The sequence below is a fragment of the Rhodococcus sp. NPDC127593 genome (assembly GCF_042671975.1).
Taxonomy (GTDB): Bacteria; Actinomycetota; Actinomycetes; order Mycobacteriales; family Mycobacteriaceae; genus Rhodococcus_F.
In genome coordinates, this window is the sequence record NZ_JBHXWI010000002.1 from 50,038 (window position 1) to 67,989 (window position 17,952).

12 protein-coding genes and 3 pseudogenes are annotated in these 17,952 nt (G+C 65.0%); 12 read left to right on the forward strand and 3 right to left on the reverse strand.

Going from position 1 to position 17,952, the window contains the following annotated elements; genetic code table 11:
• Positions 1 to 3: 3 nt before the first annotated feature.
• Positions 4 to 1,164: a PucR family transcriptional regulator gene (locus ACFVJ3_RS01995; RefSeq protein ID WP_378450453.1), complete on the reverse strand. Its 1,161-nt coding sequence runs from the start codon at positions 1,162 to 1,164 to the stop codon at positions 4 to 6.
• Positions 1,165 to 1,457: 293 nt separating this feature from the next.
• Here ACFVJ3_RS01995 and ACFVJ3_RS02000 point away from each other — a divergent pair, with 293 nt between their 5' ends.
• The 4 genes from ACFVJ3_RS02000 to ACFVJ3_RS02015 all read left to right on the forward strand — a co-directional run bounded on the left by ACFVJ3_RS02000 (position 1,458) and on the right by ACFVJ3_RS02015 (position 6,072).
• Complete coding sequence (locus ACFVJ3_RS02000) at positions 1,458 to 2,780, forward strand: MFS transporter (protein ID WP_378450454.1); 1,323 nt, start codon at positions 1,458 to 1,460, stop codon at positions 2,778 to 2,780.
• Positions 2,781 to 2,814: 34 nt separating this feature from the next.
• Positions 2,815 to 3,621, forward strand: a complete 807-nt coding sequence (locus ACFVJ3_RS02005) for a class II aldolase/adducin family protein (RefSeq protein ID WP_378450455.1) — start codon at positions 2,815 to 2,817, stop codon at positions 3,619 to 3,621.
• Between the two features lies 1 nt (position 3,622).
• A complete protein-coding gene (locus ACFVJ3_RS02010) occupies positions 3,623 to 4,534 on the forward strand; it encodes an NAD(P)-dependent oxidoreductase (RefSeq protein ID WP_378450456.1) in 912 nt (303 codons plus the stop codon).
• A 275-nt stretch (positions 4,535 to 4,809) separates the two neighbouring features.
• Positions 4,810 to 6,072 (forward strand): M20 family metallo-hydrolase, encoded by a 1,263-nt coding sequence (locus tag ACFVJ3_RS02015; RefSeq protein WP_378450457.1) that lies wholly within the window; start codon positions 4,810 to 4,812, stop codon positions 6,070 to 6,072.
• Between the two features lie 44 nt (positions 6,073 to 6,116).
• Here the strand turns inward: ACFVJ3_RS02015 and ACFVJ3_RS02020 are convergent, their stop codons facing one another.
• Entirely contained in the window at positions 6,117 to 7,277 is a 1,161-nt protein-coding gene (locus ACFVJ3_RS02020; RefSeq protein ID WP_378450458.1) for a PucR family transcriptional regulator, read from the reverse strand.
• A 355-nt stretch (positions 7,278 to 7,632) separates the two neighbouring features.
• On the opposite strand from ACFVJ3_RS02020, the pseudogene ACFVJ3_RS02025 reads away from it, so the two are divergent.
• The 8 genes and pseudogenes from ACFVJ3_RS02025 to ACFVJ3_RS02060 all read left to right on the forward strand — a co-directional run.
• Positions 7,633 to 7,764: pseudogene (locus tag ACFVJ3_RS02025) on the forward strand (hypothetical protein); the annotation flags it as partial.
• Between the two features lie 95 nt (positions 7,765 to 7,859).
• A pseudogene (locus ACFVJ3_RS02030) lies at positions 7,860 to 8,372 on the forward strand (nitrilase-related carbon-nitrogen hydrolase); the annotation flags it as partial.
• 64 nt (positions 8,373 to 8,436) lie between these two features.
• Complete coding sequence (locus ACFVJ3_RS02035) at positions 8,437 to 10,083, forward strand: flavin monoamine oxidase family protein (protein ID WP_378450631.1); 1,647 nt, start codon at positions 8,437 to 8,439, stop codon at positions 10,081 to 10,083.
• A gap of 48 nt (positions 10,084 to 10,131) precedes the next feature.
• Positions 10,132 to 11,556, forward strand: coding sequence for an amino acid permease (locus tag ACFVJ3_RS02040; protein WP_378450632.1), 1,425 nt, complete (start codon positions 10,132 to 10,134; stop codon positions 11,554 to 11,556).
• Between the two features lie 51 nt (positions 11,557 to 11,607).
• Positions 11,608 to 11,769: a hypothetical protein gene (locus ACFVJ3_RS02045; RefSeq protein WP_378450459.1), complete on the forward strand. Its 162-nt coding sequence runs from the start codon at positions 11,608 to 11,610 to the stop codon at positions 11,767 to 11,769.
• Positions 11,770 to 11,939: 170 nt separating this feature from the next.
• Complete coding sequence (locus ACFVJ3_RS02050) at positions 11,940 to 13,310, forward strand: MFS transporter (protein WP_378450460.1); 1,371 nt, start codon at positions 11,940 to 11,942, stop codon at positions 13,308 to 13,310.
• 17 nt (positions 13,311 to 13,327) lie between these two features.
• Positions 13,328 to 13,708 carry a RidA family protein gene (locus tag ACFVJ3_RS02055; protein WP_378450461.1) on the forward strand — a complete coding sequence of 127 codons (381 nt, stop codon included), beginning with the start codon at positions 13,328 to 13,330 and terminating at the stop codon, positions 13,706 to 13,708.
• 113 nt (positions 13,709 to 13,821) lie between these two features.
• A complete protein-coding gene (locus ACFVJ3_RS02060) occupies positions 13,822 to 14,376 on the forward strand; it encodes an RraA family protein (protein WP_378450462.1) in 555 nt (184 codons plus the stop codon).
• 38 nt (positions 14,377 to 14,414) lie between these two features.
• On the opposite strand, the pseudogene ACFVJ3_RS02065 reads toward ACFVJ3_RS02060, so the two are convergent.
• Positions 14,415 to 17,911: pseudogene (locus ACFVJ3_RS02065) on the reverse strand (protein kinase).
• Positions 17,912 to 17,952 lie beyond the last annotated feature (41 nt).

A 17,952-nucleotide genomic window follows, 5' to 3' on the forward strand; every position in this document is an offset into this window, starting at 1 on the left:
GCGTCACGCCAACGCGAGTAGTGCCAGTGCTGCCTGGTCGGGCACGGTGACGTTCAGGCTCGTCAGCTTCTCGAATCTGCCGAGCCGGTTGAGCACCGTGTTGCGGTGGCAGAACAATTGCGCCGCGGTGTCGGTGACGCTTCCCGTCGCGAGGTAGGCGCGCACGGTCTCGAGGATGCGTTCGCGTTCCTCGTCGGTGATCGAGGCGAGCCCGGACAGTAGGTGGGCCGAGAAATCGGTCTGATCGTCGAGCCGGCCCTTGGTGACCCGGGCCCACGCGTCCGTCAGCGTCGTCAGGCCGTGTTCGTCGGGGCGGATCGTCCGGAAGATCTCGTGGGCGGTGTTCGCGGCCGCCGGTACCGCGGCGAGGCCGGATACCGCCGCGACCATGCCGCCGGCCACGTCCTGCAGTTGCCGATGCTGTGTCTCGAGCCCCCGGGTGGGTGTCCGCGGCGCCGGCCACAGAACCACCACGCGGCCGGACTGATTCAGGACGAAGAGTTGTTCGCCACCGGCCGCGAGAGTGTTCGCGATCCTGTGCACTGCCTGGGATGCTTCGGGATCCACGACGACGACTCGGAACGTCGCGTCGGCGTCGACCTTCAGCGCCCGGGCGATCTGTTCGATCTTGCTGGGGACGAGGCCTGCCGGCCCGAACAGTTCCGCCAGGTACGTCTGCTGCTCGTCGCGGGTGAAGGCGGCCATCGCGGCCTTCTCCTCGAGGTAGCTCTGGTGGACGGCGCGAGCGTAGTCGTCGACCACGTTCCACAGGCTGTCGACGTGCAACGCGAGGACGGCCATGTCTGCCGAGTTCGCGCGCCACAGCAGAGCAGACCAGATGATGCCGAAGTCGAGACGGACCGCAGTGACCAGATCTTCGACGGGTATTCCCTGCCGCGCGCGCAGACGACCCAGGTCCGAGGGCAGCGAACTGAGCTGAGTCGTCGTCGCGCCGGCGGTGACGGCTTCGAGTATCAACCGAATCGACTCGCGAGCGGAATCGCGCAGACCGCCCTGGTCGACCAGCCCGGACTGGTAGGCCTCGACAGATTCGAGTCTGTCGAGGAAGGCGGCAGCCAGATCGTCCGTGTTGCGCATGGTTCCGACGATCAGTTCACGCCAACGAGGCAGAGTCTCCTGCTTCCGCTTGGCGAGGTTTCTCACGGCAACGTCCTTTCGCCCGAGTTTGCGGTCAGGTTTCGTCGAGATCTCCGATTCGAGCATCGGGGTAACACGTCGTTGGAGATTCGTTCATCGGCTCTCGTCGCGGTGGGCGAATCACCTGGGGCAGCTCGACCGACATCGTTGCTCCTTCGCCGTCACATTATGCACATACACAATAATCCTGCCCTTCCTCGAGGCAGATTGCGATTTCCTCCTGCTGCGGGGTGCGGTTTGATTGAAGACACGCCAATTGGACTTTCCTGCCCTTCACCCGCGACATTCGGAGCAACACCATGAGCCCCTCGGCAACCCGACAGGTCGGCCCCCCGACCCCGATTCCACGAGACACGTCCCGTCGCGTGGCGTTCGCTGCATTCGTGGGAACGGCGATGGAGTGGTACGACTTCTTTCTGTTCACCACGGCCGCCGCGCTGGTGTTCAATGTGCAGTTTTTCGTCTCCGACAACGCGCTGACGGCGACGCTCGCCTCGTTCGGCACGCTGGCGGTCGGATTCGTTGCGCGTCCGGTGGGTGGACTTCTGTTCGGATGGCTCGGCGACCGGATCGGTCGCAAGAAGATCTTGATGACCACCATCGTCGGTATCGGGGTCGCCACCGTGCTGATCGGCATGCTGCCCAACTACTACTCGATCGGTGTCATCGCGCCGATCGCCCTCATCGTGCTGCGCGTGCTTCAAGGACTGGCCGTCGGAGGCGAGTGGAGCGGTGCGGTCACGATTGCAGCCGAGAACGCCTCACCGGAGGAACGGGCGAAATACGCGTCCATCCCGCAGCTCGGATCCCCGGTCGGCACGATCCTGTCCTCGGGTGCCTTCTTCCTGACCTCGGCCCTGCTGTCGGAGGACGTCTTCGATTCCTGGGGTTGGCGCATTCCCTTCCTGCTGGCCCTGCCGTTGCTGGGAGTGTCCATCCTGATCCGTCGTCAACTCGAGGAGTCCCCCGAATTCGAGGCCTTGCAGGAGGAGGATGCCGTTGCGGAGGCACCACTGCGCCAGGTGTTCGTCGGGGCGTGGCGGCAGCTGCTCGTCGGTGCTTCCGTCATGCTCATCGGCGCAGGCGGCTTCTACTTGATCACGACGTTCATCATCAGCTACGGCAAGCGGGTTCTCGGCCTGGAAGCTTCGATGCTTCTTCTTGCGACCGTCATCGCGGCGGTGATCGAGATTCCCGTCATCATCTCGGGCGGACGATGGGGTTCGCGATTCGGTTCGTGTCGCGTAGTGATCGGCGGTGCCATCGCCACAATGGTCCTCGCGTTCCCGATCTTCTGGGCGATCGGCACCGCGAACCCCTTACTCGTGGTACTCGGGATGAGCGTGGGCGTTGCTGCCGTGTCCTATCCGTACGCGGTCAGCGGGGCCGTACTCACCAGTCTGTTCCCCGCGAAGGTGCGGTACAGCGGCGTCGCCGTCTCGTCGAACATCGCCGGACTGGTATCCGGCTGCGTCCCGTTGATCGCGACCGCCGTGCTGACCGTCACCGGCGACCACCTCTGGCCCGCAGCGATCATTCTCGTTGCCATCGGCGTGATCGCTCTGGCCGGCGGCGTTCTCGCACCGCGATGGAGTGTTGTCGAAGACGGCCTCAAGCACTGACATTCACTCTCGACCCACAGAAGGAACAGTCGTCATGAGCACAGCAGAGCAGCAGATTCCCGCGTCCGGCCCGGCCGCGACGCAGGAGCAGAGCGAATGGGACCTGCGCGTCGAGTTGGCGGCCGTGTACCGCCTCGTCGCGCACTTCCGGATGACCGATCTCATCTTCAGTCATATTTCACAACGACTTCCGGGCGAGGAACCTCGCTTCCTGATCAATCCGTACGGACTGCTGTTCGAGGAGATCACCGCGTCGAACCTCGTCGAGGTGGGTCTCGACGGCGAGCTGTTCACCCCGTCGGAGTACCGGGTCAACCCGGCCGGGTTCGTCATTCACAGTGCCATCCACGCCGCCCGGCCCGATGCGCACTGCGTGCTACACACCCACTCCCGCAACGGTTGTGCGGTGGCAGCTCAGAAGAACGGCCTTCAGCCGGTCAACCAGACGTCGATGGAGTTCTACAACCGGATCGCGTACCACGACTACGAGGGTGTCGCACTGAACGATGCGGAGAAGGTCCGACTCGTCGCGGACCTCGGTGACAAGAACGCGATGATCCTCCGCAACCATGGCCTCCTGACGGTGGGGGACAGCGCGCGCCGGACCTTCCTGCGCATGTTCTATCTCGAGCGGGCATGCGAGATGCAGGTCGCAGCGCAGTCCACCGGCCAGGAACTGATCGTTCCCTCGCCGGAGGTCTGCGAGCACACCGCTCGACAGCTGAACAACGAAAACCGAGTCGGCGCAACCGATGACCACGACAACAGCGACAATTGGGACCTCGCCTGGTCTGCGCTGCTGCGTCTGGTCGATCGCATCGCCCCGGACTACCGGTCCTGAGATGGCGCACAACACGAAACGCCGTGCCGTGGTGGTGGACGGGGTCGGTACGCTCGTCGCCGATCCCGCACTGCTGCCGGACCTCTGGATGCTCGACGTGTTGCCGCACCTGCCGCACGGTGACGACGTCATCGCCATGGCGGTGAATCCGGAGACCGCTCAGGTCGGGCCGGAGGACCTGGATCGGGTCCCGAATCTGCGGCTGCTCGCCGCGACGTCCGCCGGCACCGATCATCTCGACGTCGAGGAGGCACGCCGCCGCGGTATCACCGTCACGAACACCCCGGGCTACTGCACCGACGAGGTCGCCGACCACACCACGGCGCTCGTCCTCGGGCTTCTCCGCCAGACGCACCGCCTCGACCGATCGGTTCACCTCGGCGGCTGGACGGTGGGCACCCCCCGTCCCCGGTTCGTACGTGGTGCAACCCTGGGGATCTGGGGTTTCGGTGCGATCGGGCGTGCGGTCGCACACCGCGCACATGCCCTCGGCATGCGTGTGCAGATACATTCGCGCGGGCCGATCGGCGGAGACTTTCCGGACTACACACAGGTGAGCTGGGACGAGCTGATCACCACCAGCGACGTTCTGTCCGTGCACGTGCCGTTGAGCGACGAGACGCGGGGCCGGCTGGACGCACCGGCGCTGCGGTCCATGCGGCGGGACAGCTATCTGGTCAACGTGTCTCGCGGCGGAATCGTCGACGAAGTGGCCCTCGACGCCGCGTTGCGCTCCGGCCACCTGTCGGGAGCCGCGGTCGACGTGCTCAGGACCGAACCGCCCGCCGAGGGTCACGTTCTCTCCTCCACACCGAATCTGGTCATCACACCACACGCAGCGTGGATCTCCGAGTTGTCGATCCACGCCCCGTTCCGCATGTTCGCCGAGGCTGTGGCAGCGCTTCCGGAGTAACCGGACCGGTAGCCTGAGCGGTCGAAGACATGTGTATGCCCACCCACACGACGCAAGTCGTGTGGGTGGGCATACGTGTCACGCCCGAGCGAATCCGCCGCAGGGGATGCCTGTGGGAATGCACAACGATCCTGCGCGAACCGGTTGAGGTTCGTCATCCCGAAATCATGCCTGGACGTGCTTGTATTGATGCATCCGCAGTCGCACACGATGTCGACTCCGCTACCCGGACGCCGGGGCCGGCGGACGCAGATCCACTCCCGGGAGGAATCCACATGACCACCGCCAGCAAGACCGATTTGGATCGTTCCGTGGTCGCGGACTTCGAGCAGTTGTCACAGTTCGGCGCGACACCGGGTGGCGGCGTCGACCGGCAGGCCGCCACCGATGCCGACGGGGCCCAGCGGGCCTGGCTCGCCGAGTGGCTCGTCGCCCGAGGCTTTCGTGTCGAATACGATCGTGCAGGCAACCAGTTCGGCCTGCTGGAAATCCATCCCGGTGCCCCCTATGTTCTGACGGGCTCGCATCTCGACAGTCAGCCGCTCGGTGGCCGCTACGACGGCGCGTACGGGGTGCTCGCCTCTGCGCACGCCGCTCAGCGCGTCGCGCAGAAGTGGCGGGAGGGCAACATCGCGCCGAAGTACAACCTCGCGGTGGTCAACTGGTTCAACGAGGAAGGCTGCCGGTTCAAGCCGAGCATGATGGGCAGTTCCGTCTTCACCGGCAAACTCGATGTGGAGCAGGCGTTGTCGACCACCGATCGCGACGGAGTCTCGGTCGCGGAGGCACTGTCCAGTGTCGGCTGCCTGGGATCGGGTGCCGGACCGCAGGCCGCCGCATACGCCGAGATCCACATCGAGCAGGGCCGAAATCTCGAGAACGACGGAATCACCATCGGCGTGGTCGACTCCACGTGGGCGGCGCAGAAGTACGAACTGGTGGTCCACGGCGATCAGTCCCATACCGGGTCGGCGACGATGCCCGATCGGCAGGACGCGCTCCTCGGTGCCTCCCTGCTGGTGGTGGCGGCGCGCGAGCTGGCGGAGGATTTCGCGGCCGCGCCGCTGCACACCTCCGTCAGCCAGATGACCATCGAGCCCAACTCCCCGGTCGTCATCGCCCGGGAAGTGCGGATGCACCTCGACCTGCGATCGCCGAACGAATCGGTCGTCGATCTCGCCAACGAGCGACTGATGGCCCGGTTCGCCGAGATCGAATCCCGCGCTCAGGTGCGCATCGAGAAAGCCACCGCGCATTCCTGGGGAGTGGCGGGCTACCAGCCCGAGGGTGTGAAGCTCTCGATGGCCGCCGCGGAAGACCTGGGTCTGACATATCGGCAGATCATGACTGTCGCCGGGCACGATTCGGTGAACATGAAGGATGTTGTTCCGACGGTGATGTTGTTCGTGCCGAGCGTCGACGGAATCTCGCACAACGAGCACGAATTCACGACCGACGACGATGTGTGCGCCGGTGTGGACCTGTTGACCGAGGTGGTCGGCCGCCTCGCCGTCGGAGAACTCGACGAGACCGCGTAATCGGAATCCGAATCAACCGCGCCGGCCCAGCCGGCGCGGTTGATTCAGCTCTGCTGCGCCGCGAGCGCGACCATGGCGAGCGCCGCGTCGGCCGGTTTCGTGATGTCGAGCCCGGTCAGCTCCTCGATTCGGTGAAGCCGGTTCAGCACGGTGTTCCGATGGCAGTAGATGGTCGAGGCCGTTCCCAGCAGGCTGCCGGTGTGCAGATAGGCCGCCATTGTCTCCAGCAGCCGCTCGTTCTCCCGCTCGGTCGCCTCGCGTAGAGGGACCAGAACGTATTGCCCTAGATCGCAACCGATCTCGGCGATATACGTCTTCGCCAGCATCGGCCACGAGGCCTTCAGATCGGTGACGCGTTCCTCGTCCGGCCCGAGCTGATCGACCATTCTGCTCGCGGCCAGCGCTGCCAGGGGGATGTCCGCGATCGCGCGGGCGATCGGCGCCACCGCCGCTCGAACCTTGTCGAGTAGCGCCAGTTCACGGGTCGTCACCACCATCGGTGAGGTGGCGGGAATCTGCCAGAACGCGATGAGGTGGCGCCCCTGCTCGTGCGTGAAGACCCGTTCGGTGAAGTGCGCCTTGTCGATATTGTGCCGCAGCGTCACCGCCGACTCGCTGGGCACTGCCACGACACGGTAGTAGGACGACACCGAGACGCCGAGAGCGCGGGCGATCTGCACATGGTTGACCTCGAACTGGCCGACGGCGTCGAACAGGAGGCTGATCTGCTGCCGCTGGAGGTCTTGGCGTTCGCGGGTCAACTGGTCCTGTTCCGCCAGGTACGCGGCCAGAGCGAAGCGGGCGAAGGTGTCGACGACGTTCCACACCTCCTCGGCGTGCGCGGCGAGCACGTGCGCTTCACTCCGGCCGGCCGTGGACAGCAGTCCCGACCACAGAATCGGGAAATCGAGCCGGATGGCCGTGAGCATCGAATCGAGAGGGATGCCGTCGCGCGCTCTGCGCCTCCCGAGGCGGGAGGCCAGTCGCTCGACCGCTCCGACCTGTGTGGGATCGACGAGAGCGCGAAGCATCAGTGCGAACACGTCACTGCTGGTGGCGCGGAGTTCGGCCTCGCGGAGCCCGGCATCGCGGTACTCGCCGGCATCGAGCAGTCGCTTCATGAACTGTTCGACCAACGTGCCCAGGTTCTCGCTCTGCCGCGACACCAGACCGTGCCACCGCTGAGTCTCTTGTCGGTTGGTCATCGCCACCGTTCTCCGTTCCTACTGTACTAACGCACAAATGCGCCGCCGGACCGGTCGCGAGCCCTCGGCGCCCGTTCGGAGATCCACGTGGTCGGGTCCGGCGTCGCGGCGAAGTCGTGAGGAGGCACTTGCTCCGGGTGACAATCGTGGACCATCCGAACCCATTGTGTACAGCGGATCGGACGAGCACCAGGAACCTTCCCGAATCGATGTGCTTTCGCCCATTTCTGCCTCTCGTTTTCGTTGACCGCTGTCATTGGAGGTGGCGCACTTCACCAGCAGACTTGAATTCGCAAAGTTCCCAAAACAATTCCGGAGTTTCCCAGTGCGTATTGCCGTCCTTCAAGCAACGTCCGTGGTCGGGCACATCGACGCGAATCTCGACACCCTCGCCGCCGCGGCCTCGGATGCGGCGGACGGTGGTGCGGACATCCTCGTCACCCCCGAACTGTTTCCCACGGGCTATGCGCCGGAAAGGATTCACCACCTCGACGGTGCGCCTGTGCGCCAGGCGGTCTCGAAGCTGGCCGAGCGTAGTGGCATCGCCCCGTCGCCTCTACCGTCGAACAGTCCGATTCCGGACGGTATATCACCGCCACCCTGTTCGGTGGTGACGGCACACCGATGCTCCACTACCGGAAGTCACACCTCTTCGGCACGGAGGAGGCGCAGTTCTTCACCGCGGGCACGGAACTGTCGCCCATCGTTCGTTTCGGTGATCTCACAGTCGCGCTGGGGATCTGCTACGACGTCGAGTTCCCGGAGTATGTTCGCGCTCTCGCCGTCGGAGGGGCCGAACTGGTGCTCGTGCCCACGGCGGTTCCCACCCGCGTGTCTTCCGCGTTCGATTCCGCCGCCGTGCCACGTCTGCTCGTGCCGGCGCGCGCACTCGAGAACACGGTGGCGATCGCGTACGCCAATCAGTGCGGCACCGGCTTCGCCGGCCGCAGTTGCATCGTCGCCCCGGACGGATCCTTCGCGGCGGAGGCCGAGAACGATCCGAAGCTGATCTTCGCCGACCTCACGAGCGAAGCGATTCGCGGCGCCAGAGCCGACAATCCGTACCTGCACTCGCGCCGGCTCGACTTGTACTGACCAGAAACGTCTTCCGAACCGACCACCCTGAAGGAGTAGCGTGTCTTCCCCTGCCCCGATCACGATGCTGATCCCCGATTTCCCGTTTCCCTACGACGAGTACGTTCGTCATCCCGCCGGGATCGGCGCCGTGCCGAGCGACGCGTACGGTCGCAAGGTTGCCGTCGTCGGCGCCGGCATGGCCGGACTCATCGCAGCGTACGAGCTCATGAAGATGGGCCTGCATCCGGTGATCTACGAGTCCGCGGAGATCGGCGGGCGGATGCGAGGCAAAAGATTCGGGACCGCCGGGGGACCGGTAGCCGATCTCGGCGGGATGCGGTTCCCGGTGTCTGGACAGACGTTCTTCCACTATGTCGATCTGCTCGGGTTGAACACCGCACCGTTCCCCAACCCGCTGACCGACGCGAGCTCGAGCACGGTCGTCGAGTTGGGCGGCAAGGCGCACTACGCCCACACCCCGGACGAGCTGCCCGAGTTCTTCCACGACGTCTCCACGGCATGGAGCGACTGCCTCGAGGAGCGAGCCGCATTCACCGAGATGCAGACCGCAATCCGAGACCGCGACCTGAAGAAGATCAAACGCATCTGGAACGAGCTGGTGCCTGCATTCGACGGAATGTCCTTCTACGGATACCTGGAATCGTCGAAAGCTTTCTCCGCGCTGCCCTTCGAATACCGAGAGGCATTCGGCCAGGTCGGTTTCGGCACCGGCGGATGGGACACCAACTTCCCGGACTCGATGCTCGAGGTTCTGCGCGTCGTCTACGTCGACGCGGATGCGCACCAGCAGCGCATCCTGGGCGGCGCCGATCAGGTGCCGCACGGGCTGTGGAACCACGCTCCCGAGGACCTTGTCCATTGGCCGGACGGAACAACTCTTGCGTCCCTCCACAACGGCTCGCCCCGGTCCGGGGTACAGCGGATCAGGCGAGACCGTACACCGAGCGGAGATCCCGGCCGGATCGCGATCACGGATCGGTGGGGAAACGACGAGTCGTACGACGCGGCCGTCGTCACCTGTCAGTCGTGGCTCCTGTCGGCCCGCATCGATTGCAGTGAAGAGTTGTTCAGCCAAAAGCTCTGGATGGCAATCGAACGCAGCCACTACATGCAGGCCTCGAAGACGTTCGTGATGGTGGATCGCCCGTTCTGGAAGGACGTCGATCCCGAGACGGGACGCGACGTCATGAGCACGACCCTGACCGACCGCATCACCCGCGGCACGTACCTGCTCGATGACGGACCGGACAAGCCGGCGTTGATCTGCCTGTCGTACACCTGGAACGACGACTCCCTCAAGTGGATGCCACTCGACGCCGACGAGCGCGTGAAGATGATGCTCCACTCACTCGCCCAGATCTACCCCGGTGTCGACATCGCCTCACATATCATCGGCGAGCCTGTCACCGTCTCGTGGGAGGCGGATCCCCATTTCATGGGTGCCTTCAGCGACAACCTGCCCGGGCACTACCGCTACCAGGAGCGGTTGTTCACACACTTCGAACAGTCGGACTTCGAACCCGGGCACAAGGGGATCTATCTCGCCGGTGACGACATCTCGTTCACCGGTGGATGGGCGGAAGGCGCCGTCACCACCGGCCTCAACGCGGTGTGGGGTGTCATGAATCAGTTCGGTGGCGCCACGCCGCCGTCGAATCCCGGCCCCGGCGACCTTTTCGACTCGATCAAACCTGTTCGACTGGACTAGGAGAGCACTGTGAGTACGAGCCATTCACCCGAATCGCCTGCGGTACACATTCCGTCGGACTCCTCGACACGCATCGCCCATGAGGGGGACGAGGACTACAAGAAGGACCTCAAGACCCGGCAGATCCGGATGATCGCGATCGGCGGCGCGATCGGAACGGGACTGTTCCTCGGAGCCGGCGGCCGCCTCGCATCAGCCGGACCTGCCCTGGTGGTCGTGTACGCGGTCACCGGTTTCTTCGCCTTTCTGATGCTCCGCGCGATGGGTGAGCTGGTGCTCCATCGGCCGACGTCCGGATCCTTCGTGTCGTATGCACGGGAGTTCTACGGCGAGAAGATGGCGTTCGTCGCCGGGTGGATGTACTGGATGCTGTGGGCGATCACCTCGATCGTCGACGTCACTGCCGCCGCGATCTACGTCCACTATTGGCACTTCTTCACGTCGGTTCCGCAGTGGGTCCTCGCGTTGGGCGCATTGGCGATCGTGCTGTTCGTCAACCTATTGTCCGTCAAGGTCTTCGGGGAACTCGAGTTCTGGTTCGCGATCATCAAAGTCGTTGCGCTCGTCTCATTCCTGGTGATCGGCGGGATCGTCGTTGCACTCCGCTTTCCCGTCGACGGTCACGCGACCGGCTTCACGCTCATCTCGGACAACGGTGGGTGGCTCCCACACGGCATGCTTCCCCTGGTCATCGTGATCGTCGGCGTCACGTTCGCCTACTCCGGCATCGAACTGGTCGGCATCGCGGCTGGAGAGACACCGAATCCCGCCAAGATCATGCCCCGTGCGATCAACAGTGTGATCGTCCGCATCATGGTGTTCTACGTCGGTGCCGTCCTGCTGCTCGTCCTGCTGCTGCCGTACACCGACTACAGTCCGACGCAGAGCCCGTTCGTCACGTTCTTCACCCAGCTGGGCATACCCGGCGCCGGCAACGTCATGAACTTCGTGGTGCTGACCGCGGCGCTGTCCAGCCTGAATGCCGGTCTGTACTCGACGGGCAGAGTCCTCCGGTCGATGGCGATGAGCGGGACGGCACCACGATTCACCGCGCGCATGAGCGGCTCCGGCGTGCCCTACGGCGGAATCCTCCTCACCGCGGTGGTGACGCTGATCGGGGTGGGACTGAACTACGTCGTCCCCGACCACGCATTCGAGATCGCGATCAACGTGTCCTCGCTCGGCACACTGACGACGTGGGCGGTGATCGTGCTGTGCCAGATGAAGTTGCACCGTTGGGCCACTCGGGGAGTGGCGGAACGCCCGGCGTTCAGAATGCCGTTCGCCCCGTACTCGTCGTACGCGACGCTGGTGTTCGTCGCGGTGGTCCTGATTCTCATGGCGCTCGACTATCCGGTCGGGACGTATACGGTCGCGTCGGTTGTCGTCGTCATCCCGGCACTGGTCGCGGGATGGTTCGCCGTTCGGCACCAGGTGCAGCTTCTTGCGGGTCGGCAGCAGACGCACCGGTGATCGATATCCCGACTGTGCCCACCGGTGCCCCTACTCCGCACGCGTACTCGGATGTTTCCAGCAGATGTCGCGATCGTCACATCGCTTCTCACCCGGGAACTCGAGGGTGCCAGGCGGCCAGTCGTTCTCTACGAGAACGGCTCCCGGATCACGATGCTGCTCGCCCTCATCGTCTACGAGTATCCGCGACGGCCGGGTCACGTAGCGCGCTGACCGGTTGGGCGGCAGGTCCTGGACCGGGAGGTGGGAATCTGCCCATCGGGGAGGTGTAAACAGTGTGTGTTTCCCTATTGAATGTGTCTCCTGTCACAGCGGATAGTTGATGCCATCGGGAGTGGTCAGCTACCCGTAACACTCTTTCCCAGCCGTTCTTTGGAGAACCCATGGCTCAATCTGCAGTCGGCGGCCAGGCGTCGCAAGGTATCAAGAGCAAGATGCGCAAGATCGCCACGGCCAGTGTTATCGGCACAACCGTCGAGTGGTACGACCTCTTTGTCTTTGCCACGGCCTCGGCCCTGGTCTTCAACAAGATCTTCTTCCCGAGCTTCGACGCGCTCGTCGGAACCATGTTGGCCTTCGGCACGTTTGCCGCCGCGTACGTCGCGCGGATCGTCGGCGCCGCGCTGTTCGGCCACTTCGGCGACAAGTTGGGCCGCAAGTCCATGTTGCTGATCTCCCTGATCACCATGGGCGCGGCAACCTTCTCGATCGGACTCCTACCCACCTACTCGGCGATCGGCGTCATGGCCCCGATCCTGCTGTTGACTCTTCGCGTCATTCAGGGCCTCGCGCTCGGCGGCGAATGGGGCGGCGCGGTACTGATGGTGGTCGAACACTCGCCCAAGACGAAACGTGGATTCTACGGCTCATTGGTCCAGGTCGGGGTTCCCGGCGGAACTTTGATCGCCAATCTGGTCTTCCTGATCATCGCCGCAAACACGCCGGAGGAATTTCTCCTTACCTGGGGTTGGCGTATTCCGTTCCTGGCGAGCGCTCTCCTGGTGGCCGTCGGCCTCTACATCCGCTTGACGCTGGAGGAGACACCGTCGTTCCAAGCGGTCAAGGAAGCCGGTGCGAAAGCCAAGATTCCCTTCGTGGTTCTCATGCGCAAGTACTGGAAGCAGGTTCTGCTGGGCGGTATTGCCACCTTGTCCACCGGCACCGCGTTCAACATCATGGTGGCCTTCGGACTCACCTACGGCAAGCAGCAGCTCGGCTTCTCCAGCGACACCATGCTGCTGGCGGTTCTGATTGCCTGCGCCACAGGGCTGTTCATGATTCCGGCGTTCGGCGCACTGTCCGACCGCATCGGGCGCAAACCCGTGATCATCGGCGGCATTGTCGCCGAGGCTCTCGTCGCCTTCCCCATGTTCTGGATGATGGATACCAAGTCCGTCCCGATGGTGATCTTCGCCTATATCATGATGATGACCGCCTTTTCGGCCAACTACGGCCCCATCGCCACATTCTTGGCCGAGCTGTTCGGGCCCCGGGTCCGGTACTCGGGTCTGTCCATCGCCTACATGCTCTCCGGACTGCTGGGGAGTGCCGCGACCCCCGCCATCACGACGGCGCTGCTGAGTGCCACGGGCTCAGGGTCCTCCGTGGCCTGGTACATGATCGGATCGGCGGCAGTCTCTATCGTTGCTCTGCTGCTGCTGACGGAAACTCTGCGAAACAGCCTCGACTCGGCCGACGAAGCGCCGGCCGAGAACTCTCTCCCGGAGGCGGATCCTGAGCGGGTCCGGGTCTGATGCGGCGCATCGGCGTAGTGTCCGGCGACGTGCGTCCGGTCGGACCGTTCTCTCACGCAGTGGTGGCCAACGGGTTCGTGTTCACCTCGGGTCAGCTCCCCGTCATCTCGAACCTCGGCGATCAGCCGGACGCCTTCGACGAGAAGGTGCGTCAGACTCTGGCAAATCTGGAGGCGACGCTGCGCGAGGCCGGATCTTCCCTGCAGAACGTGGTCAAGGTGAACACCTACCTCACCGACCCGGGGCAGTTGGAGCCATACAACGCGGTCTATTCGGAGTTCTTCGGGAGCGACCTGCCCGCCCGAACCACGGTGTGCGTCAATATCTTCGGTATCGCCCTCGAGATCGAGTGCGTGGCCGTCCTCGCCGAGAACTCGATCCCGGAAGGAACATCATGACTCGAGCTCAATCGTCCACTCCGCAGCAGATGCTGCCCACCTCGTCGGCGCTGCTGGCCAAGCTTCACCGGGTCAGCTTTCCGACCATCGGGCACTACCTCGAAGAGGGGTTCGTGGATCCGGCCCTCCGTTCTCTTCTCTCCGATGTGCGTGTGGTGGGCCGCGCACTGACGGTGCGCATTGCCGATGCGGATGCGGTGGCGATGAATCACGCATTGAATGCCCTGACACCGGGCGACGTGCTGATCGTCGACATGGGAGGCGACGCGGTTCACGCTTCGGTTGGAGCTGTCACCTCCTGCGCGGCACTGTCCGCCGGCGCGGTCGGAATCGTCGTCGACGGAGTGGTGACCGACATCGTCGAACTGCGACAGGGTGGTCTGCCGGTATTTGCCCGCGGCACTTCGATTCTCACCACCAAGAGGCATGACGGCGACAACAGCGCGATCAACGTACCGGTCACGGTTGGCGGTGTTTCGGTCAACCCTGGTGATATTGTCATCGCCGACGACAACGGTGTCCTGGTCCTGACTCCGGACGGTGCGGCAGATGTCGTCGATCTGGCTCTCGCGTCCGATGCTGCCGAACCCGAAACTCTTGCCCGTCTCCGGGCCGGCGAAGCCGTCGCCGACGTGCTCTATATGGGAGAGAAGACAATTAGACCGTGAAAGAACCACCGAGGTGAACCCGGGGTCAGGCACAGGGTTCACCTCGTGTACAGGACGGCGGCCTCCAACATGCTGTCGATGAAGGGGCGCGGCACGGTCGGCCAGTCCGGAGGCCACCGTCCGGCGAGCTGATCGTCGCGGAGCGCACGCAGGAGGGGCACGACCTGCGGTCCACCGTCGAGCGGGTAGCGAACCATGCCTTGTTCGGCGCACTGCGCGGCGATCGACGCGAGCAGGCTCTTGGCCTCATCGGTGCGTTCCGCGGTTGCCAGGCATGCCACCAGTAGTCGTTTGGCCTGCAGCAGTGCCCGGTCCCGGCCGCGTCCCTCGAGCCGAGCCACCCATTCGGTGACCCACTCGCAGGCAAGGTCAACATGCTCCGGGGAGTCCTCGTCGAGCAGCAGTCTGATGGCGGTGGCCTCCTCGAGTTGCGCGGTGATCTCCTCGATGCCGTCGACCGGGCGTTGGCGCGCGGCATACTCGACGGGTGTCCGCGCCTCGATGCCGGGTGCGACGGGGAGTCCCAGCCTGACCCGCTCGTTCTCGAGCTTTGCCCGCAGCCTTGGCAGAGATAGTGTTTCGGCGGCCAAAGCGCACTCGGCCAGACGCCGGCCGGCTTCTCCTCGATCACCACGCAGTGCTTTGATCCGGGCCCCGATCACGTAGCGGGCAAGTTTGAAATCGACTCCGCCGCCTTCGGATCCGAGCTGGTAGCTCTCGTCCAACAGCCGTTCGGCCTCGACTATCTCACCGCGCTCGTACAGCAGCTCGCCGAGAAGTGCACAGGCGAGACGTGCCGCATGTGAATGGATCCCGCCAGACCGCCTCGCGACGTGAAGGGCTCTGCGGAAACTGTCCTCGGCAGCGGTGAGGTCGAGCTGTTCGCTGGCCGCGATCCCGCGGTAACAGTGTCCGTGCATCATGTTGTACGGAGCGTCGTTGGCCTCGTGGTAGCCGAGGGCCCAGTCCTGCAATCGGCGGACTTCTTCGAAGTCGAATCGGTAGAGCGCGGCGAAGGTAGCGATGTTGGCCGCGTTGGACACGAGCCAAGGTGTCAAGGTGTCGGGCCGGGACAGTGCCTCCGAAACGAGTTCGTCGATGCCCTCGATCCGATCCGCGCGGAGCCGCATCGTGGCCTTTACCAGGTCGATCTCGACCCGCAGTTCGGCGATTGCGGTGTCGGTGAGAGCGCTTCGCTCGAAGGCGTTGTCGATACGGGCCAATGCTCGTTGCGTTGGTCCGGCGCGATGCAACCGAATGTTTGCCCATGCGATGGTGAGTTGAAGTCGGGGGCTGGACGCCACGATGGTCGGCGGTAGCTTGTCGACGAGGGCAAGTAGGGCGATGAATTGAGAGTGTTCGATGAGGTGCATGCCGTCGCGTTCGACGAGTTCGACCGCGCGCCGCCCGTCGCCGGCGGCGAGGGCGTGGTCGACGGCCTCGCCCACGAGGTGATGGTCGGCGAACCACCCTGAGGCGGCGCGGTGGAGCACTTCCAACCTGCCGGGATGGTCGCGTTCGAGCCTGCGCTGCAGGAACTGTGCGAACAGGTGGTGGTAGCGGAACCATTCGCGGTCCTCGTCGAGCCGGCACAGAAACAGATCTCGCTCCTCGATCTCCTCCAGCAGGGCTTGTCCTCCGTCGACCTCGGTCAGGGTGCAGGCGAGCGGGGCGCAGATCCGTTCAGTGACCGAGGTGGCGAGGAGGAAGTCGAGGATCCGGGGTTCGAGGGTGCTGAGGACGTTCTCGGCGAGGAACTCGCCGATGGCGTGGTGGCGTCCGGAGAGGTGGCCGATCAGCTGCGCGGGGTCGTCGGCACCGCGCAACGACAGCGATACCAACTGCAGCGCCGGACCCATCCGTCGGTGGAGGCGGTAAGGTCGGCGACGTCCTCGGTCTCCAGGTCCAGCCCGCCGAGGCCGACCAGGAACGAGTGGGACTCGGTGGTGCTGAAACGCAGAGCGGCCGAGTCGATTTCGACGAGTTCGTCGCGGACCCGCATCCGGCTCAACGGCAGTCCCGCCTGCGTCCGGCTGGTGACGATGAGCTGCAGGTGGTGGCATCCGTTGTCGAGTAGGAACTCCAACGCGGCGATGGTCGCGGGATTCGTGACCCGGTGCCAGTCGTCGATCACGACCGCGACACGTTCGCTCGTTTCGTGGATCTCGTTGATCAGCGCGGTCAGCACGTATCGTTCGGCCTGGTCGCCGTGTTCCTCGAGCGCAGCGCCCAGCTCCCGTGCCAGCTGGGGGCGTACCCGCCGGATCGCCTCGATCAGGTGCGCGAGGAACCAGACGACGTTGTCGTCGTCGCGGTCGACGGTCAGCCACGCGACCGCCACGCCGTCGGCGGCGAGTGCCTCGCACCATTGGGCGGCGAGGGTGGACTTGCCGTAGCCCGTGGGCGCGTGGATGACGGTGAGCCGGCGCCATTGGCCCGCGCGCAGCGCCTCGATCAGCCGGGCGCGAGCGACCAGTGCCTTGGCCGGAATCGGCGGCCGATACTTGGTCGCGGGGGTCGGTGGGGTCATCGCGGTCGGACGCCTGCTGACGCCCGTCGTGCGTGGGTTGGTCGGGCCGGACACAGTCCACCGCGTGCCGCGGGCGTGCTCGCCCGGCTGCTCGTCTTCCGGCATGGTGGGCAGGGCCATCTCGTCGACGCTCAGGCCGTTCCGCCGCTGCGCTTCGCGCAGCTTTTCCCCGAACTCGATGGCGGTTGCGGGCCGGTCGGCGGGGTGTCCGGCCATGGCGCGGGAGATGGCGGCGGACACCAGGTCGGGGATGCCGCGGTCGCGCAGGTCCGGCACCGGCTGTGTGGTGATCCGCAGGAATTGGGCCACGACCTGCTCACCGCTTCGGCGTTCGAACGCGGCATGTCCGGTGATCGCACAGAACAAGGTGGCGCCCAGGCTGTAGACGTCGGAGGCGGGGGTCGGTTTGTGGCCCCCCAGGATCTCGGGGGCGGTGAACGCGGGCGAGCCGGTGACGGTGCCGGTGGTGGTCTCGAAGCCGCCGGCGACCCGGGCGATCCCGAAGTCGGTCAGCTGCGGCTCCCCGTACGCGGTGAGCAGGATGTTCGCCGGCTTGACGTCCCGATGCAGGGTGCCGATCCGGTGCGCGGTCTCCAGTGCCCCGGCCAGCTTGACGCCCACAGAAAGCGCCTCGCCCCACTCGAGCGGCCCGTACCGCCGCACCCGCGAGTCGAGGGAGCCGTGCAGGTGGCACTGCATCACGATGTAGGGCCGGCCGGAGCCGGTGGCGCCGACCTGCAGAATGTTGACGATGTGCGGATGGCCCGACAGCTGACCCATCGCCCGCTGCTCACGCAGGAACCGTTCCAGGTTCTCCGGGTCGAGGTCGGCGGTGAGCACCTTGATCGCCACCGTGCGATCCAACTCCGGCTGTCGACATCGGTAGACGACGCCGAACCCGCCGCGCCCGATCTCCTGCGCGTCCTCGAACCCCGCCGCGTCCAGCTCCGCGGTGATCCCCACGATCGCGTCCCGCTGGGTCGCGAGTGGATCGAACTCGGCCATCGACGGCCTCAATCCTCGGCTCCGAGGTCCGCTACCGGTGC

What these genes read in the sequence shown, in the direction of transcription:
- ACFVJ3_RS02000 (WP_378450454.1), top strand. Translation starts at nt 1,458, where the DNA reads ATGAGCCCCTCGGCAACCCGACAGGTCGGCCCCCCGACCCCGATTCCA.
- ACFVJ3_RS02020 (WP_378450458.1), bottom strand. Translation starts at nt 7,277, where the DNA reads ATGACCAACCGACAAGAGACTCAGCGGTGGCACGGTCTGGTGTCGCGG.
- ACFVJ3_RS02005 (WP_378450455.1), top strand. Translation starts at nt 2,815, where the DNA reads ATGAGCACAGCAGAGCAGCAGATTCCCGCGTCCGGCCCGGCCGCGACG.
- ACFVJ3_RS02050 (WP_378450460.1), top strand. Translation starts at nt 11,940, where the DNA reads ATGGCTCAATCTGCAGTCGGCGGCCAGGCGTCGCAAGGTATCAAGAGC.
- ACFVJ3_RS02010 (WP_378450456.1), top strand. Translation starts at nt 3,623, where the DNA reads ATGGCGCACAACACGAAACGCCGTGCCGTGGTGGTGGACGGGGTCGGT.
- ACFVJ3_RS02045 (WP_378450459.1), top strand. Translation starts at nt 11,608, where the DNA reads ATGTTTCCAGCAGATGTCGCGATCGTCACATCGCTTCTCACCCGGGAA.
- ACFVJ3_RS02035 (WP_378450631.1), top strand. Translation starts at nt 8,437, where the DNA reads ATGCTGATCCCCGATTTCCCGTTTCCCTACGACGAGTACGTTCGTCAT.
- ACFVJ3_RS02015 (WP_378450457.1), top strand. Translation starts at nt 4,810, where the DNA reads ATGACCACCGCCAGCAAGACCGATTTGGATCGTTCCGTGGTCGCGGAC.